Source organism: Pseudomonas sp. A (genome assembly GCF_056270345.1).
Window position 1 is genome coordinate 5,016,335 of sequence record NZ_CM149873.1, and the last position, 23,035, is coordinate 5,039,369.

Annotated in this window: 18 protein-coding genes and 5 tRNA genes; 1 reads left to right on the plus strand and 22 read right to left on the minus strand. The window is 63.3% G+C overall.

Annotated elements, in window-relative coordinates; all coding sequences use genetic code 11:
• Window positions 1–73: 73 nt before the first annotated feature.
• The 22 genes from mgtE to acs form a co-directional block, all read right to left on the minus strand.
• Window positions 74–1,516, minus strand: a complete 1,443-nt coding sequence (gene mgtE, locus AC0MAZ_RS22385) for a magnesium transporter (RefSeq protein ID WP_110738608.1) — start codon at window positions 1,514–1,516, stop codon at window positions 74–76.
• Window positions 1,517–1,915: 399 nt separating this feature from the next.
• Window positions 1,916–1,992 (minus strand) — tRNA-Arg (locus tag AC0MAZ_RS22390).
• A 71-nt stretch (window positions 1,993–2,063) separates the two neighbouring features.
• A tRNA-Arg gene (locus AC0MAZ_RS22395) sits at window positions 2,064–2,140 on the minus strand.
• A gap of 72 nt (window positions 2,141–2,212) precedes the next feature.
• Window positions 2,213–2,289, minus strand: a tRNA-Arg gene (locus tag AC0MAZ_RS22400).
• Window positions 2,290–2,359: 70 nt separating this feature from the next.
• Window positions 2,360–2,436: transfer RNA gene (locus tag AC0MAZ_RS22405), tRNA-Arg, on the minus strand.
• 48 nt (window positions 2,437–2,484) lie between these two features.
• A tRNA-Ser gene (locus AC0MAZ_RS22410) sits at window positions 2,485–2,575 on the minus strand.
• A gap of 72 nt (window positions 2,576–2,647) precedes the next feature.
• Window positions 2,648–2,836, minus strand: a complete 189-nt coding sequence (csrA, locus tag AC0MAZ_RS22415) for a carbon storage regulator CsrA (protein WP_003254503.1) — start codon at window positions 2,834–2,836, stop codon at window positions 2,648–2,650.
• A 168-nt stretch (window positions 2,837–3,004) separates the two neighbouring features.
• A complete protein-coding gene (locus AC0MAZ_RS22420) occupies window positions 3,005–4,240 on the minus strand; it encodes an aspartate kinase (RefSeq protein WP_028691060.1) in 1,236 nt (411 codons plus the stop codon).
• An 83-nt stretch (window positions 4,241–4,323) separates the two neighbouring features.
• Window positions 4,324–6,948 (minus strand): alanine--tRNA ligase, encoded by a 2,625-nt coding sequence (gene alaS, locus AC0MAZ_RS22425; RefSeq protein WP_475859217.1) that lies wholly within the window; start codon window positions 6,946–6,948, stop codon window positions 4,324–4,326.
• A 731-nt stretch (window positions 6,949–7,679) separates the two neighbouring features.
• Window positions 7,680–8,687 carry a succinylglutamate desuccinylase gene (astE, locus tag AC0MAZ_RS22430; protein ID WP_475859219.1) on the minus strand — a complete coding sequence of 336 codons (1,008 nt, stop codon included), beginning with the start codon at window positions 8,685–8,687 and terminating at the stop codon, window positions 7,680–7,682.
• Between the two features lie 10 nt (window positions 8,688–8,697).
• Window positions 8,698–8,988 (minus strand): hypothetical protein, encoded by a 291-nt coding sequence (locus AC0MAZ_RS22435; protein ID WP_011534960.1) that lies wholly within the window; start codon window positions 8,986–8,988, stop codon window positions 8,698–8,700.
• A gap of 15 nt (window positions 8,989–9,003) precedes the next feature.
• A complete protein-coding gene (gene astB, locus AC0MAZ_RS22440; RefSeq protein WP_475859221.1) occupies window positions 9,004–10,353 on the minus strand; it encodes an N-succinylarginine dihydrolase in 1,350 nt (449 codons plus the stop codon).
• Between the two features lie 23 nt (window positions 10,354–10,376).
• On the minus strand, window positions 10,377–11,840 hold the full coding sequence (gene astD, locus AC0MAZ_RS22445; protein ID WP_475859222.1) for a succinylglutamate-semialdehyde dehydrogenase: 1,464 nt from the start codon (window positions 11,838–11,840) through the stop codon (window positions 10,377–10,379).
• Window positions 11,841–12,869: an arginine N-succinyltransferase gene (astA, locus tag AC0MAZ_RS22450; protein WP_232857738.1), complete on the minus strand. Its 1,029-nt coding sequence runs from the start codon at window positions 12,867–12,869 to the stop codon at window positions 11,841–11,843.
• A gap of 55 nt (window positions 12,870–12,924) precedes the next feature.
• Window positions 12,925–13,944: an arginine/ornithine succinyltransferase subunit alpha gene (aruF, locus tag AC0MAZ_RS22455; RefSeq protein WP_203651541.1), complete on the minus strand. Its 1,020-nt coding sequence runs from the start codon at window positions 13,942–13,944 to the stop codon at window positions 12,925–12,927.
• A gap of 136 nt (window positions 13,945–14,080) precedes the next feature.
• A complete protein-coding gene (locus tag AC0MAZ_RS22460) occupies window positions 14,081–15,301 on the minus strand; it encodes an aspartate aminotransferase family protein (protein WP_203651539.1) in 1,221 nt (406 codons plus the stop codon).
• Window positions 15,302–15,641: 340 nt separating this feature from the next.
• Entirely contained in the window at window positions 15,642–16,622 is a 981-nt protein-coding gene (gene argR / locus AC0MAZ_RS22465; RefSeq protein ID WP_254465089.1) for a transcriptional regulator ArgR, read from the minus strand.
• A gap of 103 nt (window positions 16,623–16,725) precedes the next feature.
• Entirely contained in the window at window positions 16,726–17,490 is a 765-nt protein-coding gene (locus tag AC0MAZ_RS22470; RefSeq protein ID WP_023630946.1) for an ABC transporter ATP-binding protein, read from the minus strand.
• A 22-nt stretch (window positions 17,491–17,512) separates the two neighbouring features.
• Entirely contained in the window at window positions 17,513–18,211 is a 699-nt protein-coding gene (locus AC0MAZ_RS22475; RefSeq protein WP_475859226.1) for an ABC transporter permease, read from the minus strand.
• On the minus strand, window positions 18,208–18,897 hold the full coding sequence (locus AC0MAZ_RS22480) for an ABC transporter permease (RefSeq protein WP_028691070.1): 690 nt from the start codon (window positions 18,895–18,897) through the stop codon (window positions 18,208–18,210). Before AC0MAZ_RS22480 ends, AC0MAZ_RS22475 begins: the two co-directional genes overlap by 4 nt.
• A gap of 91 nt (window positions 18,898–18,988) precedes the next feature.
• Complete coding sequence (locus tag AC0MAZ_RS22485) at window positions 18,989–19,774, minus strand: ABC transporter substrate-binding protein (protein ID WP_203651530.1); 786 nt, start codon at window positions 19,772–19,774, stop codon at window positions 18,989–18,991.
• Window positions 19,775–20,323: 549 nt separating this feature from the next.
• Window positions 20,324–22,285, minus strand: a complete 1,962-nt coding sequence (gene acs / locus AC0MAZ_RS22490) for an acetate--CoA ligase (RefSeq protein ID WP_203651528.1) — start codon at window positions 22,283–22,285, stop codon at window positions 20,324–20,326.
• Window positions 22,286–22,691: 406 nt separating this feature from the next.
• Between acs and AC0MAZ_RS22495 the strand changes: the two genes are divergently transcribed.
• Entirely contained in the window at window positions 22,692–22,946 is a 255-nt protein-coding gene (locus AC0MAZ_RS22495) for a DUF2790 domain-containing protein (protein WP_023630669.1), read from the plus strand.
• The last annotated feature ends 89 nt before the right edge of the window (window positions 22,947–23,035 follow it).

Below are 23,035 nucleotides of genomic sequence, written 5' to 3' on the forward strand. Positions count from 1 at the left end.
GCGGCCTTGCGGCCCTTTCGCGGCGCAAGGCCGCTCCTACAGGGGGGGGGGGCGCATGACCTGAACCCAACGCTTACAGCAGGAACAGCGTAGCCAGCCCCAGGAAGATAAAGAAACCACCACTGTCGGTGACCGCCGTAATCATCACACTCGACCCCATCGCCGGATCACGCCCCAGGCGCGTCAACGTCATCGGGATCAGCACGCCCATCAAGGCGGCCAGCAACAGGTTCAGGGTCATCGCCGCCGTCATCACCAGGCCCAGCGACCAGCTGCCATAGAGCCAGAACGCCACGACACCGATCACGCCACCCCAGATCAGGCCATTGAGCAGCGACACCGCCAGCTCCTTGCGCATCAGGCGGCTGGTATTGCCCGGCGACACCTGGTCGAGGGCCATGGCGCGCACGATCATGGTGATGGTCTGGTTGCCCGAGTTGCCGCCGATACCCGCCACGATCGGCATCAGCGCCGCCAGCGCTACCAGCTTTTCGATGGAGCCTTCGAACAGGCCGATCACCCGCGAGGCGACAAATGCGGTGATCAGGTTGATGGCAAGCCACGCCCAACGGTTGCGCAGCGAGCGCCAGACCGAGGCGAAGATGTCTTCCTCCTCGCGCAGACCGGCCATGTTGAGCACTTCGCTCTCGCTCTCTTCACGAATCAGGTCGACCATTTCATCGATGGTCAGACGGCCGATCAGGCGCTCGTTCTTGTCCACCACCGGGGCGGAAACCAGGTCGTAGCGCTCGAAGGCCTGGGCGGCGTCGTAGGCATCTTCCTCGGGGTGGAAGGTCACCGGGTCATTGGCCATGACCTCCGCGACTTTCTTGTCCGGGTCGTTGACCAGCAACCGCTTGATCGGCAGCACGCCCTTGAGAATGCCATCGTAATCGACGACGAACAGCTTGTCGGTATGCCCTGGCAACTCCTTGAGCCGGCGCAGGTAGCGCAATACCACCTCGAGGCTGACGTCTTCGCGGATGGTGACCATCTCGAAGTCCATCAGCGCGCCGACCTGCTCTTCGTCATAGCTCAGGGCCGAGCGCACACGCTCGCGCTGCTGGGCATCGAGGGTTTCCATGAGCTCGTGCACGACGTCGCGAGGCAGCTCCGGCGCCAGGTCGGCAAGTTCGTCGGCGTCCATTTCCTTGGCGGCGGCCAGCAACTCGTGATCGTCCATGTCGGCGATCAGGGTCTGGCGCACGGCGTCGGAGACTTCGAGCAGGATGTCGCCGTCGCGATCCGAGCGCACCAGCTGCCAGACCGTCAGGCGGTCGTCCAGCGGCAAGGCTTCGAGGATATAGGCGATGTCGGCGGGGTGCAGGTCGTCGAGCTTGCGCTGCAGTTCGACGAGGTTCTGGCGGTGGACGAGGTTTTCCACCAGGTCATGGTGGTGACCTTCCTGACGGTGCGTCAGGTCCTCGACCACCCGCTGGCGCTGCAGCAGCTCGATCACCTGGGCCAGGCGATCCTGCAGGCTGTCTTGGGCTTTCTTTACTTCGATTTCGGTCATAGGCGAACTCCACTCCCAGCAGCGGAGCACGCCGGGAGAATCAATCGGTCAGATCAGGCTGTATGAAGCGTGTTGGCGAGTAACTACTGGGTAAGTCCATGGTGGGATTCCACAAGCCCCGGCGGGGCTGACGGGCGCAATCATACACTGTGCAAGCTGTCGGATCGCTTAAATTTTTGGCCAGAACAATCGTTTGCGCGCTAAAGCTGTGACAACGCTCGAAGCCATCAGTGCGACGGTCGCTCTGGCGTGAAAAGCACATTCGTCTTGCGCTGGTTCGATTTGCGGCGCCTGGCCCCTTTCGGGAACATCTAAAGAACAGCGTAGATGGACATCCGTGACAATTCAGCGCGCCAGAAAAACAAAAAGCCCGCTCTAATGAGCGGGCTTCTTGATGTGTGGCGGACTCAGCAGGATTCGAACCTGCGACCGCTCGGTTCGTAGCCGAGTACTCTATCCAGCTGAGCTATGAGTCCGTAGTGGTAGTTTTAGGCCAGATTACCACTGGCTTGTTGAAGTGCCTTTGCAAGCAAAACCACTTCAAAAGTGGCGGACTCAGCAGGATTCGAACCTGCGACCGCTCGGTTCGTAGCCGAGTACTCTATCCAGCTGAGCTATGAGTCCGTGGTTGGTAGTTTTAGGCCAGATTACCACTGGCTTGTTGAAGTGCCTTTGCAAGCAAAACCACTTCAAAAGTGGCGGACTCAGCAGGATTCGAACCTGCGACCGCTCGGTTCGTAGCCGAGTACTCTATCCAGCTGAGCTATGAGTCCGTGGGGTAGTTTTAGACCAGATTACCACTGGTGGATTGAAGCAGCCTTGCAGGCAAAGCCACTTCAAAAGTGGCGGACTCAGGAGGATTCGAACCTCCGACCGCTCGGTTCGTAGCCGAGTACTCTATCCAGCTGAGCTATGAGTCCGTGTCTTGCTGTGCCATTCGGATCGCTTGAAGCGCTCCAGGCAAATAATGGCGGTGAAGGGGGGATTCGAACCCCCGATACCCTTATGAGGTATACTCCCTTAGCAGGGGAGCGCCTTCGGCCACTCGGCCACCTCACCGCAACACGAGGCGAATATTAAACACACCCTTCCTCGTTTGCAACCCTTTTTTTGAAAAAAACTTCAAAAAAATTAAAGGCTTGGCTCCTCGTCCTTCTCTTTCTTGATCCGCAGGTAGATTTCCTCGCGGTGAACAGCCACTTCCTTGGGCGCGCTAACGCCAATACGCACCTGGTTGCCTTTGACACCCAGGACCGTCACGGTGATCTCACCGTCACCAATGATCAGGCTCTCGGCGCACCGACGAGTCAGAATCAGCATAGTTTTCTCCTCACATGAATCTTCAGGGACAACAGTCTTTGAAAAGCAGGGCCTGGCCGGGGACGACGGCACTGGCCCGGATCGACCACCATGGCTGCCTGGACAGGGACAGCCGCAGCGGCCAGAAACACGAAGGGCGCGGCAAGCCGCGCCCCTCCAGGCAGCGTGTCACTCACCCTGTCGGGCAGGCGCATCGAGTTCGAACGCGGTGTGCAGCGCGCGTACGGCCAGCTCCAGGTACTTCTCTTCGATCACTACCGAGACCTTGATCTCGGAGGTGGAGATCATCTGGATGTTGATGCTCTCCTTGGCCAGGGCCTCGAACATGCGGCTGGCAACGCCCGCGTGGGAGCGCATGCCGACGCCGACGATCGACACCTTGGCGATCTTGGTGTCGCCGATCACTTCACGCGCGCCGATTTCGCGGGCGGTGTTCTCCAGCACGCTCAGCGCCTTCTCGTACTCGTTGCGGTGCACGGTGAAGGTGAAGTCGGTGGTGTTATCGTGCGAGACGTTCTGCACGATCATGTCGACTTCGATGTTGGCGGCGCTGATCGGGCCGAGGATCTTGAAGGCGACGCCTGGGGTATCCGGGACACCACGAATGGTCAGCTTGGCCTCATCACGGTTGAAGGCGATACCGGAAATGATCGGCTGTTCCATGGATTCCTCTTCATCAATGGTAATGAGGGTACCCGGACCCTCCTTGAAGCTGTGCAGCACGCGCAGCGGGACGTTGTACTTGCCGGCGAACTCCACCGAGCGGATCTGCAGCACCTTGGAGCCGAGGCTGGCCATTTCCAGCATCTCCTCGAAGGTGATCTTCTCCAGGCGCTGGGCCTGGGGCACGACACGCGGGTCGGTGGTGTAGACGCCATCGACATCGGTGTAGATCTGGCACTCGTCGGCCTTCAGCGCCGCCGCCAGGGCCACGCCGGTGGTGTCGGAGCCGCCACGGCCGAGGGTGGTGATGTTGCCGTGCTCGTCGACGCCCTGGAAACCGGCGACCACCACGACACGGCCGGCCTTGAGGTCGGCGCGGATCTTCTGGTCGTCGATCTGCAGGATGCGCGCCTTGTTGTGCGCGCTGTCGGTGAGGATGCGCACCTGGTTGCCGGTGTAGGACACCGCCGGCACGCCGCGCTTCATCAGGGCCATGGACAACAGGGCGATGGTGACCTGCTCGCCGGTCGAGACGATCACGTCCAGCTCGCGGGGTTCGGGCTTGTCGGTGATCTGCTTCGCCAGGTCGATCAGGCGATTGGTTTCCCCGCTCATCGCCGACAGCACAACCACCAGGTCGGTGCCTTGCTCGCGGAATTTCTTGACCTTGTCGGCAACCTGCTCGATCCGCTCGATGGAACCGACAGAGGTACCGCCAAATTTCTGTACGATCAACGCCATTTCAAAGGTGCCTCAGCCCTCAAGGGCCCCAAAAAACAATCCAACATGGCGGGGACGCCGACTAGACCGGCGCCCCCTCCATCTCAAAGTCCCTGCTCGGCGAACGGCACGGCCAGGGCCAGCGCCTGGTCCAGCGCGGCGACGTCGACGCCACCGCCCTGGGCCATGTCAGGACGACCGCCGCCCTTGCCACCGACCGCCGCAGCAGCTTGTTTCATCAGGTCGCCAGCCTTGAGTTGGCTGGAGAGGTCCTTGGTCACGCCAGCCACCAGCACGACCTTGCCCTCATGCTCGCTGCCCAGCAGGATCACTGCGTGGCCGAGCTTGTTCTTCAGTTGATCGACGAGCGCCAGCAGCGCCTTGCCATCCTGCCCATCCAGGCGGGCGGCGAGGACCTTGGCACCCTTGACCTCAACGGCCGCGTTGGAGAGATCATCCCCGGCGGCGCTGGCGGCCTTGGCCTGCAGCTGCTCGAGCTGCTTTTCCAGCTGGCGGTTGCGCTCGAGCACAGCCGACAACTTGTCGATCAGGTTGTCGCGATTGCCCTTGACCAGCTGCGCGGCTTCCTTGACCTGCTCTTCGGCAGTGTTCAGGTAGGCCAGCGCGGCGGCGCCGGTGATCGCTTCGATACGGCGCACGCCAGAGGCCACACCGCCTTCGCTGATGATCTTGAACAGACTGATGTCGCCGGTGCGCTTGGCATGGATGCCGCCGCACAGCTCGACGGAGAAGTCACCGCCCATGCTCAGCACGCGCACGGTGTCGCCATACTTCTCACCGAACAGCGCCATGGCGCCCTTGGCCTTGGCGGTCTCGATGTCGGTCAGCTCGGTCTGTACCTCGGTGTTGCGACGCACTTCGCGGTTGACGATGTCTTCCAGGGCCTTGATCTGTTCTGGTTTGACCGCCTCGAAGTGGCTGAAGTCGAAACGCAGGCGCTGGCTGTCGACCAGCGAGCCCTTCTGCTGCACGTGCTCGCCCAGCACCTGGCGCAAGGCTTCGTGCAGCAGGTGGGTGGCGGAGTGGTTCAGCGAGGTGGCGTGCTGCACCTCGGCATCGACGCGGGCATCAACTGCGGCACCTACAGTCAGCGCGCCGCTGGCGACCACGCCGTGGTGCAGGAAGGCACCGCCGGTCTTGGTGGTGTCGCGCACGTCGAAGCGCACGGCGCCGGCCTGCAGGTAGCCGCAATCACCGACCTGCCCGCCGGACTCGGCGTAGAACGGGGTGCGGTCGAGGACCACGACGCCCTCCTCGCCTTCAGCCAGTTGCTCGACAGCCTGGCCGTCCTTGTACAGGGCGATGACCTTGCCCTGGCCTTCGGTGGCGTCATAGCCGAGGAAGTCGGTGACGGTGTCGACCTTGACCAGGCTGTTGTAGTCCATGCCGAAGGCGCTTGCGGAGCGGGCACGCTCACGCTGGGCTTCCATCTCGCGCTCGAAGCCGGCTTCGTCGATGGTCAGCTCGCGCTCGCGGGCGATGTCGGCGGTCAGGTCCATGGGGAAGCCATAGGTGTCGTACAGCTTGAACACCACATCCCCTGGCACGACCTGGCCCTGCAGCTGGGCCAGGTCCTGCTCGAGGATGCGCAGGCCCTGCTCGAGGGTCTTGGCGAACTGCTCTTCCTCGGTCTTGAGCACGCGCTCGATGTGCGCCTGCTGGCCCTTGAGTTCTGGGAAGGCTTCGCCCATCTCGGCCACCAGCGCGGCGACGATCTTGTGGAAGAAGCTGCCCTTGGCGCCCAGTTTGTTGCCGTGGCGGCAGGCGCGACGAATGATGCGGCGCAGCACGTAACCGCGGCCTTCGTTGGACGGCAGCACGCCGTCGGCGATCAGGAAGCCGCAGGAACGGATGTGGTCGGCGACCACTTTCAGCGACGGCTGGTCGTCATTGGCGCAACCGATGGCATTGGCGGCAGCGGCCAGCAGGCTCTGGAACAGGTCGATCTCGTAGTTCGAGTGCACGTGCTGCATCACCGCACTGATGCGCTCCAGGCCCATGCCGGTATCCACCGACGGCGCCGGCAGCGGGTGCAGGACGCCGTCGGCGGTGCGGTTGAACTGCATGAAGACGTTGTTCCAGATCTCGATGTAGCGATCGCCGTCTTCTTCCGGCGAGCCGGGTGGGCCGCCCCAGATGTCGGCGCCGTGGTCGTAGAAGATCTCGGTGCACGGGCCACACGGACCGGTGTCGCCCATGGTCCAGAAGTTGTCGGAGGCGTACGGGGCGCCCTTGTTGTCACCGATGCGCACCATGCGCTCGGCCGGCACGCCGACTTCCTTGGTCCAGATGTCGTAGGCCTCGTCGTCGCTGGCGTAGACGGTGACCCACAGTTTTTCCTTCGGCAGGTTCAGCCACTTGTCCGAAGTCAGGAAGGTCCAGGCGAAGGTGATGGCATCGCGCTTGAAATAGTCGCCGAAGCTGAAGTTGCCCAGCATCTCGAAGAAGGTGTGGTGACGGGCGGTGTAGCCGACGTTTTCCAGGTCGTTGTGCTTGCCACCGGCGCGTACGCACTTCTGGCTGCTCACGGCGCGGGTATAGGCGCGCTTTTCCTGGCCGAGGAAGCAGTCCTTGAACTGGTTCATGCCGGCGTTGGTGAACAGCAGGGTCGGGTCATTGCCCGGGATCAGGGAGCTGGAGGCAACGCGAGTATGTCCCTGCTCTTCGAAGAAGCGGAGGAAGGCTTCACGGATTTCTGCGCTTTTCATAGGTTCTTCCACGGAAACGGCGGCCACACGTCGAATCGACGAAACGACGGCAAAGGGCCGCATTATATCGGTCCTGCAGTCTCGGTGCAGTGTGTTTATGCGATAGAAACCGTCGAATGGACGGTTTGTCGGACTACAGCAATTGAAAACGGCATGACCGCGATGCTAAAGCCAGCGTTTCGCTACTGGCAAGCCAATTACGGTCCCGGGACGGGGAAAATTAACAGGTTGGTGAATTAAAAGAATTTCATCACCAAAGGGATCCAAAACCGGCCAAGCGCTGAGCGTTCCTGTAGGAGCGGCCTTGTGCCGCGAAAGGGCTGCAAAGCATCCCCAGGATCTCAGCAGCAAAGCAGATATTGCCGGGGTCGCTTTGCGACCCTTTCGCGGCACAAGGCCGCTCCTACAGGGATCGCGCAAGGCTTAAGCCAGCCGTTGGCCCGAGTCGGGCAGAAAACGGCATGACCGCGATGCTAAAGCCAGCGTTTCGCTACTGGCAAGCCAATTACGGTCCCGGGACGGGGAAAATTAACAGGTTGGTGAATTAAAAGAATTTCATCACCGAAGGGATCCAAAACCGGCCAAGCGCTGAGCGCTCCTGTAGGAGCGGCCTTGTGCCGCGAAAGGGTCGCAAAGCGACCCCAGCGATATCAGCTTCGCAGCTGAGATCCCGGGGCTGCTATGCAGCCCTTTCGCGGCACAAGGCCGCTCCTACAGGGATCGCGCAAGGCTTAAGCCAGCCGTTGGCCCGAGTCGGGCACAATGAGGATGCCGGCGCGCAGCCCGTTCTTCACCTTGGGGTTGGGGAAGATGATTCGCGCGCCCTCCTCCTCCACCACCCAGCGCGTCTCGGCCAGGTCTTCGGCCAGCAGGTAGCCCTTGCTCAGCTCGGAGAAATTCTCGATATCGGCCGGCAGGTGCAGGTGGAAGCTGTCGCTGTGCTTGATGATCTCGCGGGCGACGCTGAACAGCTTCAGGCTATCGAGCGAGTCGCCGGTCTCAGGCTCGGTACCTTCGATGATCTGGATGAGGCGTTCTTCGAGCTTGTCGAGATTGACGCCTTCGTTCTGCCCAAATGGCCGCGCCTTGCCCAATTCGAGGGTAAAGGCCTCGGCCTCCAGCTGCTCATAGGTGAAGGCACTGAAAGTAATCGAAGGCTTGCTCTGCAACAGCACTGCCTCCATCCCTGCCGCAGCCAGGCGCGCCAGTTCACGTCGGGAATGCGTGCGGCCCTCCTTGTAGGGATACAAGGCGAACTGCTCGATCTTGGACCCGCGGATGGCAGTATGCAGGTCGTAATGCAAACGAGTGCGCTCAGGCTTGCTGAAGAACACCCGGGCGAACTGCTCAAGCTCCGCGGCGCGCAGCGCCTCGAAGCCGCTGGAGAGTTCGTGGCGGCCATTGAACAGGCGGTTGATGTCCTGCTCGATGAAGCGCTCGCCCTTGCGGATCGCCGCCGGGTTGCCGAACAGGAACAGCACCCGCGCACGCGGCTTGATCTTGCCGCTGGCCACACCGTGCAGCAGCCTTTCGAGCAGCTCGATCGGCGCCGTCTCGTTGCCGTGGATACCGGCCGACAGCAGCAGGTCAAGCCCGCAATCCTCACCTTCGGGGGGACGCACTTCCAGCGCGCCCTCCCCCAGCCAGCGCAAACGCACGCCCCCGGTGGTCACTTGGGTCTTCTCGGCCGGTTCGTGATCGGTCAGGGTCAGCTCAAGCAGTTTGCCGAGGGCGAGCATAGGCGCTTCCTTAGTGGTGGTGGCCGCAGTCCGGGCCGTGGACGTGGTCGTCGTCACCGGCAACGTCGGCCGGTTCCATTTCCAGTTGCAGGCTGACCAGGTTGGTGGCCATCGGGCGCAGCAGCAGGTTGGCGTACTCGGTGTCGTCTTCCTCGACATCGACGCCGATCAGCAGCTGGCCGCGGCCGTCCTGCTGGATCCACACTTCCTTGCCTTGCCAGACCACGGCAAAACGGGTGCACGAGGTTTCCAGCTGGGTGCCGTCTTCATCTTCCAGGATCAGGCGCAGGGCGTCGGACATTGCAATTTCTCTCTATCAAGGTTGGCGTTGGAACGGATACACCGAGCCCAGCTTGAGGATCTGGGTCAGGTCATCCAGGGCCGTGCGGCATTCCACCAGCAGCTGCGGGTCGGCCAGGTCCGCTTCGCCGAGGCGATCGCGGTAGTGCTTGTCGACCCACTGCACCAGGGTGTCGTACAGCGAGGCGGTCATGATAACGCCTGGATTGACCGCCGCCAGTTCGTTTTCCTTCAGCGCCACGCGCAGACGCAGGCAAGCCGGGCCGCCACCGTTCTGCATGCTCTGCTTGAGGTCAAAAACCTTGACCTCCTTCACCGGGCCGCCCTGGCTGGTCAGCTGGCTCAGATAAGCCCAGACGCGCTCGTTGTTGCGGCACTCCTCCGGCACCACCAGCAGCATCGAACCGTCTTCGCGGCTGAGCAGCTGGCTGTTGAACAGGTAGGAACGCACCGCGTCCTCCACCGTCACCGCCGCGCGCGGCACGCAGATACCCTGGAAGTTGCCGCCCTTGCTGGCCAGTTTAGCCTGCAGCTGGCCGAGCACGGCGTCGGTCTCGAGGAACGCGTCCTCGTGGTAGAACAGCACCTCGCCGTTGCCCACCGAAATCACGTCGTTGTGGAACACGCCCTGATCGATCACCGCCGGATTCTGTTGAGCGTAGACCACGCCTTCATCGCTCAGCCCATGCAGGCGAGCGACGGCCTGGGAGGCTTCCAGGGTCTGTCGCGCCGGATACTTCTGCGGCGCGGGATAGCGGCTGTCGAAGGCGCTGCGGCCATAGACGAAGAACTCGACGCCGGCATCGCCATAGGCGCGGCAGAAGCGGGTGTGGTTGGCCGCGCCCTCGTCACCGAACTGGGCAACCGCCGGCAGCGCCTCATGGTGGGCGAAGACCTTGTCATCGCTGAACATGGCGCCCAGCACACGGCTGGTGGTCGGGTGCTCGATGCTGCGGTGGTACTTGCAGTTGAGGTTGGCGGCGGTGAAATGCACGCGGCCATCGGCGGTATCGGCGCTGGGGCTGACGGTGGCGGCGTTGGCCACCCACATGCTCGAGGCCGAGCAACTGGCGACCAGCAGCGGCATTGCGTCTTTGGCCGCACGCTGGATCACTTCGGCATCGCTGCCGGTGAAGCCCAGGCGACGCAGCGCGGCCACGTCCGGACGTTCCTGCGGGGCCAGCACGCCCTGCTGGAAGCCCATTTCCATCAGCGCCTTCATCTTCGCCAGGCCCTGGCGCGCCGCCTCGCGCGGGTTGGAACCCTGCTGGCTGTTGCTCTGCGAGGCCACGTTGCCGTACGACAGGCCGCCGTAGTTGTGGGTCGGCCCCACCAGGCCATCAAAATTCACTTCAAAGGATTTCATCGGCAAGGCTCCGAGACCTGTTGTTATAGGGTGACGCCCGGCGTCAGGGTCGCCGGCAGTGCAAGGCTCGCGGTCTCCAGCGAAGCCACGGGGTAGGCGCAGTAGTCCGCCGCGTAGTAGGCGCTGGCGCGGTGGTTGCCGCTGGCGCCGACGCCACCGAACGGCGCGCTGCTGGCGGCGCCGGTCAGCTGCTTGTTCCAGTTGACGATGCCGGCGCGGCTGCGCAGCCAGAAGTGCTGGTAGCGGGCGTTGGAGTCCGACAGCAGCCCAGCGGCCAGGCCGTACTGGGTGTTGTTGGCCTCCTCGATCGCCGCGTCGAAGTCGGCGTAGCGGATCACCTGAAGCAGCGGGCCGAAGAACTCTTCGTCCGGGCGCTCGGCCACGGCGCTGACATCGATGATGCCCGGCGTAAGCAAGGCAGCGCCGGCCTGTGGCTGGGTCATCTCCAGCAATGCCACGGCGCCCTTGCCGAGCAGCTCGGCCTGGGCCGCCAGCAGTGCGCGAGCGGCCTGCAGCGAAATCACCGAACCCATGAAGGGCGCGGGCTGCTGATCGAAGGCACCGACACTGATGCTGCGGCTCACCTCGACCAGGCGCTGGATCAGCGCGTCACCCCAGTCGCCCTGCGGCACCAGCAGGCGGCGGGCGCAGGTGCAACGCTGACCGGCGGAGATGAACGCCGACTGGATGATGGTGTACACCGCAGCGTCCAGGTCCTTGACCTCATCGACAACCAGCGGATTATTGCCGCCCATTTCCAGGGCGAGGATCTTGTCCGGGCGGCCGGCGAACTGCTGGTGCAGCAGGTTGCCGGTGCGGCTGGAACCGGTGAAGAACAAGCCGTCGATACCCGGGTTGGCGGCCAGCGCCACGCCAGTTTCGCGAGCGCCCTGGACCAGGTTGAGCACGCCGGCCGGCAAGCCGGCCTCGATCCAGCACTGCACCGTCAGCTCGGCGACCTTGGGGGTCAGCTCGCTGGGCTTGAACACCACGCAGTTGCCGGCCAGCAACGCCGGAACGATGTGGCCGTTGGGCAGGTGGCCGGGAAAGTTGTACGGGCCGAACACCGCCACCACGCCATGGGGCTTGTGCCGCAGCACGGCGGTGGCGTCGGCCAGCGGGCCGCTCTTCTCGCCGGTGCGCTCGCGGTAGCTTTGCACCGAGATGGCGACCTTGTTGACCATGCTGGTCACTTCGGTGGCCGACTCCCACAGGGGCTTGCCGGTTTCTTCGCCGATGCAGCGCGACAGCGCCTCGGCATTGGCCTTGAGCTTCTCGGCGAAGGCCTCCAGCACGCTGATGCGCGCCTCCAGGCTCAGCGATGCCCAGGCCGGGAACGCCTGGCGGGCGGCCTGCACGGCGGTTTCGACCTGGGCGGCGTCGGCGCCCTGCCCTTGCCAGATCACCGCCTGGGTGACGGGGTTGAGCGACTGCAGGGTTTCACCCTGGCCGGCCAGCCAGTGGCCTGCGATGTAATGCGTGTTCATTTACTGGGCCTCCCGACCGGCGGACAGCGGCACGGCGCGGACATTGTCGCCGGCGCCCAGGCGCAGGCGCTTGGCGGTCTGCGGATCGACCACCAGGGTACCTGCCGCCAGGCGCGCCGGTGCGGCGGTGATGCGGCAGTCTTCGCGCTTGCGGTTGTGAATGATGTAAGGGGTGGCGTCGTCACCCGGGGTGCCGACGGCCAGTACCAGGGTCTCGCTGTCACGCACGGCGCGGATCTTCGAGGTCTCGCACTCGATGGCCGGGCCGGCATCGAAGATGTCGACATACCCCTGGTAGTTGAAGCCTTCGCGCTTGAGCATGGCCAGCGCAGGCTCCGTGTCGGTGTGCACGCGGCCGATGACGCTGCGCGCCGCTTCCGAGAGGAAGCAGGTGTACAGCGGGAACTTGGGCATCAGTTCGGCGATGAACGACTTGTTGCCCACGCCGGTGAGGTAGTCGGCCTGGCTGAACTCCATCTTGAAGAAGTGCCGGCCCAGGCTCTCCCAGAAGGGCGAACGGCCTGCCTCGTCGGACATGCCGCGCATCTCGGCGATGATCTTGTTGCCGAACAGCTGCGGGAACTCGGCGATGAACAGCATCCGCGCCTTGGACAGCAGACGGCCATTGAGGCCACTGCGGTAGTCGCTGCGCAGGAACAGCGAGCACAGCTCGGAGTTGCCGGTCAGGTCGTTGGCCAGGAACAGCGTGGGGATCTCGCGGTAGATGTTCAGCTCCTGCGAGGCGCTGACGGTCAGGCCGACCCGGTAGTTGTACCAGGGCTCGCGCAGGCCGACGGCACCGGCGATGGCACTGATGCCGACCACCATGCCTTCGTCGTTCTCCAGCACGAACAGGTAGTCGGTGTCGCCGCGCTCGGCTTCGCCGCGAAAGCTTTTCTCGGCCCAGCCGACCCGTTGGCCGAGGCGCTCCTCGTTGGCCGGCAGCGTGGTCAGGCCGGTGGTGCCGGTGCTGCGGGCCAATTCGATCAGCGCGGGTAAATCGCTGCTGCGTACAGGACGAACGATCATGCTATCTCCTTGTGCGGCGGTCTGTGCCTGCCGCGAAACTCTCTGTTCCGGCGGTTCAGACCGCGACCAGGCGCACGCTAGCGCCTTCGCCGACACCCAGGGCCTCGGCGGCTTCGCCGCTCAGGCTGACCGGCTTGCCCGGCACCCAGTCCAGCTCCAGCAGCACGGCGCGGTAATCCTGCAACTGGCCGTTGCACACCAGGTACGGACGGCCGCCCTTGACTGGCGTCTCGTCGAGCTTGACCGGCACCACCCGGCTCTGGGCGATGGAGCGGATGCCCGAGGCGCGGGCGTGCAGGGTCGGGCCGCCGTCGAAGATGTCGATGTAATGCTCGGTCTCGAAGCCTTCGCGCATGAGGATGTCGAAGGTAATCTGCGCCCGCGGGTGCACCTGGCCCATGGCCTCCTGCGCCTCGTCGGCCAGCAGCGGCACGTAGATCGGGTAGTGCGGCATCAGTTCAGCGAGGAAGGTGCGGCTCTTCAGGCCGCACAGGCGCTCGGCGTCGGCGTAGTTGAGGTCGAAGAAGTTGCGGCCGATGGCGTCCCAGAACGGCGACTCGCCCTGCTCGTCGCTGTAGCCTACGATCTCGGTCACCACCGACTCGGCGAAGCGCTCGGGGTGCGCGGCCATGAACAGCAGGCGGCCCCGTGAGTTGAGCTCGGCGAAGGCGCTGCTCACCAGTTCCGGCACCACGTAGAAACTGGTCAGCAGGCTGTTGCCGGTGAGGTCGTGGCACAGCGACAGGACGTGAATCTTGTTGTGGATCTTCAGCTCGCGGGAGGCGTGCACGAAGGTCTCGTTGCGAAAGCTGTAGAACGGCTCGGAGTAGCCGGCCGAAGCGACGATGGCCGAGCAGCCGACCAGCTTGCCGGTGGCGCTGTCCTCAAGCACGAAGAAGTAGCTCTCTTCGCCATTGAAGCTGACCTCGGCAGCGAACGAGGTTTCCGAGGCGGCGATCTTGTCGCCCAGGCGGCCGGCGTCATCCGGCAGCGAGGTGACACCAATGGGGCTGTCGGCAGCCATGCGCTGCACTTCGTTCAGATCAGCCATTTGCGCGGGGCGCATCACCAGCATGGTGTCACTCCTTTCGGGAAAGCGCGCCGATCACATCGGCACGGAAAAACGGCGGGCACGCGCCACCACCTGCAAGCAGGTGCCCGCACTGGAATTCGGGTATCGCCAGCCCCTTCTCGGGGCCGGCGAAGGGCGATCAGCCCTTGATCAGTTTTGCCACGGCGCGTTCGAAACGATCCAGGCCTTCGTCGATGTCGGCATCCTCGACCACCAGGCTCGGGGCGAAGCGCACCACGTCGGGACCTGCCTGCAGGACCATCACGCCTTCTTTCTCGGCGGCGTTGAGGATGTCCTTGGCCTTGCCTTTCCAGGCCTCGCTCAGCACGCAGCCGATCAGCAGGCCGACGCCACGCACCTGGGTGAACAGGCCGGTTTGCTGGCCGATGTTCTCCAGGCGAGTCTTGAAGCGCTCATGCTTGGCCTTGATGCCCGCCAGGGTTTCCGGGGTGTTGATCACATCCAGCACCGCGCAGGCAACGGCGCAGCCCAGCGGGTTGCCACCGTAGGTGGTGCCGTGGGTGCCGACGGCCAGGTGCTTGGCCAGGTCGCTGGTGGTCAGCATGGCGCCGATCGGGAAGCCGCCGCCCAGGCTCTTGGCGCTGGTGAGGATGTCCGGGGTGACGCCGTAGTGCTGGTAGGCGTACAGCGAGCCGGTACGGCCGACACCGGTCTGGACTTCGTCGAAGATCAGCAGGGCGTTGTGCTCGTCGCACAGTTTGCGCGCGCCCTCCAGGTAGGCCTGGTCGGCCGGGACCACGCCGCTCTCGCCCTGGATCGGCTCAATGACCACGGCGCAGGTCTTGTCGGAAATCTGCGCTTTCAGCGCTTCCAGGTCGTTGTACGGCACATGGCTGATGCCGGTGATCTTCGGACCGAAGCCGTCGGAGTATTTGGGCTGGCCACCGACGCTGACGGTGAACAGGGTGCGACCGTGGAAGCTGTTCACGGTGGCGATGATTTCGTGCTTCTCGGGGCCGAAGCGGTCGTGGGCGACGCGACGGGCCAGCTTGAAGGCGGCCTCGTTGGACTCGGCACCAGAGTTGCAGAAGAACGCACGCTCGGCGAAGGTCGCGTCCACCAGCTTGTGCGCCAGGCGCAGGGCCGGCTCGTTGGTGAACACGTTGGAGACGTGCCAGAGGGTGTTGGCCTGCTCGGTGAGCGCCTTGACCAGCGCCGGATGGCAGTGGCCCAGGGCATTAACCGCGATGCCGCCGGCGAAGTCGATCAGCTCGCGACCGGTCTGGTCCCAGACTCGGGAACCCTCGCCTCGCACAGGAATGAACGCCGCCGGGGAGTAGTTGGGAACCATGACCTGGTCGAAATCGGCACGTTGCACCGGGGCTTGCTCAACGGACATCTGAGTCTCCTGAAGAGGAACGCTGGCCTGGAAGTGGCGAGCGATGAAGGGATTGTAAGGACTGATCGGCGCCTGTCCTTGCTGCCAGGCGACAACTTGTTACAGCGCCAAACCGTGTTTTCACGCGGTTTTCGGCAATGCGACAAACAGTGTCGCAATCGCGCAGTGTAACGGGAGATAGGAATCGGGTGAACGACCGTTCACATATGAAAAGAGGTTGCCTGCACCGGCCTCTTCGCGGGTAAACCCGCTCCCACAGGATGGCACCGTACCTGAAAACAGCAGATTGCCTGTGGGAGCGGGTTTACCCGCGAAGAGGCCGGCACAGACAATAGAGAAATCAGCCCCGCTCGGCCGGCGCCGAACTCAGCTCGAACGGGCTGCTGCTGCGCCGCTGGTTACGGTCTTCACGCGGTGTGGCGCCAAAGAAATTGCGGTACGCACTGGAGAAATGCGGCCCCGAAGAGAACCCGCAGGACAATCCGATCTGGATGATCGACTTGCTGGTCTGCATCAGCATCTGCCGTGCCTTGTTCAGGCGCAGCTCCAGGTAATACTGACTGGGCACGCGATTGAGGTACTGCTTGAAGATCCGCTCCAGCTGGCGACGGGACACGCACACATGCTGGGCGATCTCGTCGGTGGTCAGCGGCTCCTCGATATTGGCCTCCATCAGCAGCACCGCCTGGGTGAGCTTGGGATGGCTGGAGCCCAGGCGATTCTGCAGCGGAATGCGCTGGCGCTCGCCCCCTTCACGGATACGCTCGACCACCAGCTCTTCCGACACCGCGCCCGCCAGCTCCGCGCCATGATCGCGCGCAAGCACCGCCAGCAGCAGGTCGGTCACCGCCATGCCGCCGCAGGCAGTCAGGCGATCACGGTCCCAGTCGAACAGGTGGCTGGTGGCGATCACCTTGGGGAAGCGCTCGGCGAAATCATCCTGCCAACGCCAGTGCACCGCGGCGCGGTAGCCATCAAGCAGGCCCAGCGCCGCCAGCGGGTACACCCCAGCAGACAGGCCGCCGATCATGCAGCCGCTGCGCGCCAGCTGCTTGAGCGCGGCGGACAGCGACGAGCCGATGGCCGTCGGCGGCTCGTCGGCCAGCAGGAACAGCTTGTGGCAACCCTCCAGACGACCGTTCCAGGCCTCGCCCGGCAGGCGCCAGGCACCCTCCTGCACGGCTTCGGCCTGCAGATAGGCCAGCTCGTAGACCACGTCCGGATGCACCCGCTGGGCCACCTGCAGCACCTCTTCGGCCAACGCCAGGGTCAGCGGCTTGGTGCTTGGCCAGATGAGAAATCCGATTCGCTGGGTGGTCATAGGGCGTGGTCCGAAACCTGGAAGGAAAGGTTCGCGCTTGTGGCGCCAGGGCATGCCGCGCGGATGGCGCAGCATGCCCCATTATGGTGCAAATTTGCAGCGATTACTTCAGGCTGCCGGAAAGGAACTGCTTGAGGCGCTCGGACTGCGGATTGACCAGCACCTCGCGCGGGCAGCCGCGCTCCTCCACCAGCCCCTTGTGCAGGAACACCAGCTGGTTGGACACCTCGCGGGCAAAGCCCATCTCGTGGGTGACCACCACCATGGTGCGGCCTTCCTGGGCCAGCGACTGCATGACCTTGAGCACATCGCCCACCAGCTCCGGGTCGAGCGCCGAGGTCGGCTCGTCGAACAGCATCACCTCAGGCTCCATGGCCAGGGCGCGGGCAATGGCCACGCGCTGCTGCTCGCCGCCGGACATGTGGCCGGGGAAGGCATCCTTGCGATGGGACACGCCGACCTTGGCCAGGTAGTGCTCGGCCTTCTCCAGCGCTTCCTTCTTGTTCACGCCCAGCACATGCACCGGCGCCTCGATGACGTTCTCAAGCGCCGTCATGTGCGACCACAGGTTGAAATGCTGGAACACCATCGACAGGCGCGAGCGCATGCGCTGCAGCTGTTTCGGATCGGCGGCCTTGAGCGCGCCGTCCTTGCCGGCCACCAGCTTGAGCTCTTCGTTGTTGAGCAGGATCTTGCCCGCGTGCGGCTGCTCCAACAGGTTGATGCAGCGCAGGAAGGTCGATTTGCCCGAGCCGCTGGAGCCGATAATGCTGATCACGTCGCCTGCCTTGGCTTCGAGGGAGACGCCCTTGAGCACCTCATGGCTGCCGTAGCGCTTGTGCAGGTCTTGGATTTGAAGTTTGTACATGCTGTCGGATCTCACAGAGCGGTCAGTGCTTGCGCGGCGCCAGGTAGCCGAGCCAGCGGCGTTCGGCCATCTTGAACAGGCGCACGAGGATGAAGGTCAGGCACAGGTAGAACACGCCCGCCGTGATGTAGGCCTCGAAAGGCAGGTAGTACTGGGCGTTGACCGTGCGCGCGGCACCGGTGATGTCGATCAGGGTGACGATCGACGCCAGGCTGGTGGTCTGCAGCATCATGATCACTTCGTTGCTGTACTGCGGCAGCGCCCGGCGCAGGGCCGACGGCAGGAGGATGCGGCGGTACATCTTCATGCGCGACATGCCGATGGCCTTGGCCGCCTCGATCTCGCCATGGGGCGTGGCCTTGAGGCTGCCAGCGATGATCTCGGCGGTGTAGGCACTGGTGTTGACGGCGAAGGCCAGGCAGGCGCAGAAGGTCGCGCTGGACAGCCACGGCCACAGGAAGCTCTCGCGCACTGCCTCGAACTGGGCCAGGCCGTAGTAGATCAGGAACAACTGCACCAGCATCGGCGTGCCGCGGATCACGTAGGTGTACAGCCAGGCACTCATGTTCACCAGCGGCTGCCTGGAGACGCGCATCAGGCCCAGCGGAATTGCCGCCAGCAGGCCGAACAGCAGCGACAGCGCCAGCAGCTTGAGGGTGGTCAGCAGGCCGCCCAGGTACAGCGGCAGGGCCTCCCAGATGACGTTGTAGTCGAAGATCATAGTTCAGCCGCCTTGACGCCCACCGAGTAGCGCTTCTCGAGATACTTCAGCGCCAGCAGCGAGACACTGGTCAGCACCAGGTACAACGCCGCCACCGCGAGGAAGAAGGTGAAGGGTTCGCGGGTGGCGTCCGCCGCCTGCTTGGCCTTGAACATCATGTCCTGCAGGCCGACCACCGAAATCAGCGCGGTAGCCTTGGTCAGCACCAGCCAGTTGTTGGTGAAGCCCGGGATCGCCAGGCGGATCATCTGCGGCACCATGATCCGGAAGAACACCTGGACACCGCTCATGCCGTAGGCCGCACCCGCCTCGGCCTGCCCCTTGGGAATCCCCAGGAAGGCGCCGCGGAAGGTTTCCGAGAGGTAGGCACCGAAGATGAAGCCCAGGGTGCCGATGCCGGCGACCAGGGGGTTCAGGTCGATGTAGTCGTCATAGCCGAGCAGCGGCGCCACCCGGTTGATGATGTCCTGGCCGCCGTAGAAGATCAGCAGGATCAGGACCAGGTCAGGGATGCCACGGATCACCGTGGAATACAGATCCCCCAGCCAGGCCAGCCAGCGCACCGGCGACAAGCGCAGCGCCACGCCGATCAGGCCGAGGACGATGGCCAGGGCCATCGACGACAGGGCGAGCTGCAGCGTCAGCCACGCTCCGTCGAGGATGACTGCCCCATAGCCTTTCAACATGATTCGAATTCCTCAGGGCTTGGGAATGAAAAATGGTGCAAACCTCAGAGCTTCTGCTGTTTGCACCATTGCACAGGTGAAACTCGATGGCTTACTTCGAGTCTGGACCGTAGATGTCGAAGTTGAAGTACTTCTTCTCGATCTCTTTGTATTTGCCGTTGGCACGGATCGCGTCGATGGCGGCGTTGATGCGGTCGGCGTTGGCCTTGTCACCCTTGCGCAGGGCGATGCCGATACCGTCACCGAAGTACTTGGAATCGGTGAAGGCCGGGCCTACGAAGGCAAAGCCCTTGCCGGCGTCGGTTTTCAGGAAACCGTCTTCGAGCAGGGTGGCGTCGGCCACGGTACCGTCAAGACGACCGGCGGCGACGTCCAGGTAGATTTCGTTCTGGGTGCCGTAAGGCACGACGGTGGCGCCTTGCGCGCCCAGGACTTCCTTGGCGAAGCGATCATGGATCGAGCCGCGCTGCACGCCGATCTTCTTGCCCTTGAGCTCAGCCAGGCTGTCGCTGACGGTGGTGCCTTCCTTCATGACCAGGCGCGCCGGGGTCAGGTAGTAGCGCTTGGTGAAGTCGACCGACTTCTTGCGATCGTCGGTGATCGACATGGACGACAGGATGGCGTCGATCTTGCGCACTTTCAGCGCCGGGATCAGGCCGTCGAACTCCTGCTCGATCCAGGTGCACTTGGCTTTCATCTCTTCGCACAGGGCGTTGCCGATGTCGTAGTCGAAGCCGGCGAGGCTGCCATCAGGCTGCTTGAAGGCGAAGGGTGGGTAGGCGGCCTCGATACCGATCTTCAACGGCTTCTCATCGGCCTGCGATACCAGGGAAAACACGGAAAGCGCCAGGGCGCCAAGCAGTGCGAGCTTCTTCATCAGGTAACTCCATCGGTACGGGGCAATACAAGGCAGTTGTAACGGCTGCCCGATATGCGAATGGGTACAGCGCGAGCCGCGCAGGTTTCGACCAAGGTCGCAGACCACGAGCGAGTGAGTGGCATTCTAGCGACAGCCCGGTGGTCGATATTTCTTCAAAGCGACAACTAATTACAGAAGCGCCAGGAACCGCGGCGGGCGATATTGACAGCTCCTGCGAGATATGCAAGAGCAAAAGAGAAATAACCTATACCCAAAGCAATAAGCGGGCCCATTATTGGCAAAGCCTTGTATTCCGGCAAGCGCAGCGTGCGACCCTGCACAAAATGCTCGCAGGAATGCACTCAAATGGCACATGAATGTTTCCACAAGCCCCGCATTTGGGCGAAATCGGTGACAGCCAGGGTTACCGATGAATGTCGGAGTAACAGTCTGCATCAGTAAAGCAAAAACCCCGCCGGGTGTGGGCGGGGCTTTTACTGATGGCCTGATCGCGGGGCAAGCCCGCTCCCACGACCTTCAGGAGCCGACTTGCCGCGACGCTTCGACTCAGGCGGTGGCCAGGCTCATCGCCTTGTGGGTGTCGATCAGGTGCTGCACCACCCCTGGGTCGGCCAGTGTGGAGATATCACCCAGCGCGTCGTACTCGCCGGTGGCGATCTTGCGCAGGATGCGGCGCATGATCTTGCCCGAACGGGTCTTCGGCAGCCCCGGCGCCCACTGGATCACATCCGGCGAGGCGATCGGGCCGATTTCCTTGCGCACCCAGTTCTTCAGCTCAAGGCGCAGTTGCTCGCTCGACTCCTCGCCAGCATTGAGGGTGACATAGACATAGATGCCCTGCCCCTTGATATCGTGCGGCACGCCCACCACCGCCGCTTCGGCGACCTTCGGATGCGCCACCATCGCGCTCTCGATCTCGGCGGTGCCCATGCGGTGTCCGGAGACGTTGAGCACGTCGTCGACGCGACCGGTGATCCAGTAGTAGCCGTCTTCGTCGCGACGGGCACCGTCACCGGTGAAGTACATGCCACGGAAGGTCTTGAAGTAGGTGTCGACGAAACGGTCATGATCGCCGTACAGCGAGCGCGACTGGCCCGGCCAGGAGTCGAGGATCACCAGGTTGCCCTCGGCGGCGCCCTCGATCAGGTTGCCCAGGTTGTCCACCAGCGCCGGCACCACGCCGAAGAACGGGCGGGTCGCCGAGCCAGGCTTCAGTGCGGTGGCGCCTGGCAGTGGGCTGATCAGCACACCGCCAGTCTCGGTCTGCCACCAGGTATCGACGATCGGGCAACGCTCCTTGCCGACGGTCTTGTAGTACCAGTTCCAGGCCTCGGGGTTGATCGGCTCGCCCACCGAGCCCAGCAGGCGCAGGCTGGAGCCATCGGCACCGGCCACCGCCGCTTCACCTTCGGCCATCATGGCGCGAATGGCGGTTGGCGCGGTGTAGAGGATATTGACCTTGTGCTTGTCGACGATCTTCGACACCCGGGTGATGTCCGGGTAGTTCGGCACGCCTTCGAACAGCAGCGTGGTGGCGCCGTTGGCCAGCGGGCCGTAGACAATGTAGCTGTGACCGGTGACCCAGCCCACGTCGGCGGTGCACCAGTAGACCTCGCCCGGACGGTAGTCAAACACGCGCTCGTGGGTCAGCGCGGCATACACCAGGTAACCGCCAGTGGTGTGCAGCACGCCCTTGGGCTTGCCGGTGGAGCCGGAGGTATAGAGGATGAACAGCGCCTCCTCGGCGCCCATCTCTTTCGGCGCGCAGTGGCTGGAGGCAACCTTCATCAGGTCTTCGTACCAGATGTCGCGATGCTGGTGCCAGGCGATGTCGCCACCGGTGCGCTTGCACACGATGATCTTCTGCACACTGCTGGTTTCAGGGTTGGTCAGGGCCAGGTCGACGTTGGCCTTGAGCGGGGTACGGCGGCCGCCGCGCAGGCCTTCGTCGGCGGTGATCACCACTTTCGACTTGCAGTCGATGATGCGACCGGCCAGCGCCTCCGGCGAGAAGCCGCCGAACACCACCGAGTGGATCGCACCGATGCGGGCGCAGGCCAGCATGGCGACCACTGCCTCGGGAATCATCGGCATATAGATGGTGACCACGTCGCCGCGGTGCACGTCCTGGCCACGCAGGGCGTTGGCGAACTTGCAGACCTGCTCGTGGAGCTCGCGGTAGGTGATGTTGCGGTGTTCGGAAGGGTCGTCGCCCTCCCAGATGATCGCCAGCTGGTCGCCGCGCTCTTCGAGGTGGCGGTCCAGGCAGTTGTAGGAAACGTTCAGAGTGCCGTCGGCGAACCACTTGATATCGACATGGTGGTCGTCGAACGAGGTCTGCTTGACCTTGGTGAAAGGCTTGATCCAGTCCAGACGCTGGGCCTGCTCGCGCCAGAAGCCGTCCGGGTTGATCACCGATTGCTGGTACATGGCCTTGTAGGTGGCCTCGTCGGTCAGGGTACTGGCCGCAACCTCGGGACGAACGGGATACAGTGGAGCCGCACTCATCTGTGTTACCTCGGTGTAATAGTTGTTTTTGTATGGAACCGTTTGTAACTGTACCAGAGCGGCCAAGGCCATTCGACGTTGGTAGTAACACGACGGGCCGTCGACTCACCAATCAGGCGCGACCGCTCTAGTACATGGCATGCAGCCATCTCCGAGAGGAAAAGACAGGGTTTCGACGGGGATTGTTACATATTCTGTCAAAAGACTTTATCAAAACCCCCTCTGTTTCAGCCGTGGGCGCCTCCCTAAAATTCATCTCGCCAGCAACGGCAACGCGATTAACTTGGTAACAGCCCCCACGCAGGCAGCGTTAATCCGTACCTCATCCCGATAGTTGAAACTTGCTGTACTCGCGGCGCCATAAGCGCCGCGTGCCCCCTCACGACCTTAGACAGGTAACTTGAAAATGAAAGCTTTACTGGTATTGGTACTTGGCGGTTTTTGCGGCGCGGCATTGGCCGGCGAAGCAAAAGATGTCGAGCAGATTCCGGTTGAACAGTACAGTTATTCGCAGCACCTGGACATCGCCCGCGTCATCTCCATGAGCGAAGTGCCGAACGTCTGTGAAGTGGTGCCGGCCCGCATGACCTACGAGGACTCCCAGGGCCAGAAGCACATTCTCGAATACCGCGTGATGGGGAACGGTTGTTCCAACGGCTGAGGCCATAGGTATATCGCGGGGCAAGCCCGCTCCCACTCCGACCGCGCCAACCTCAAGCCTTGCGCGATCCCTGTAGGAGCGGCCTTGTG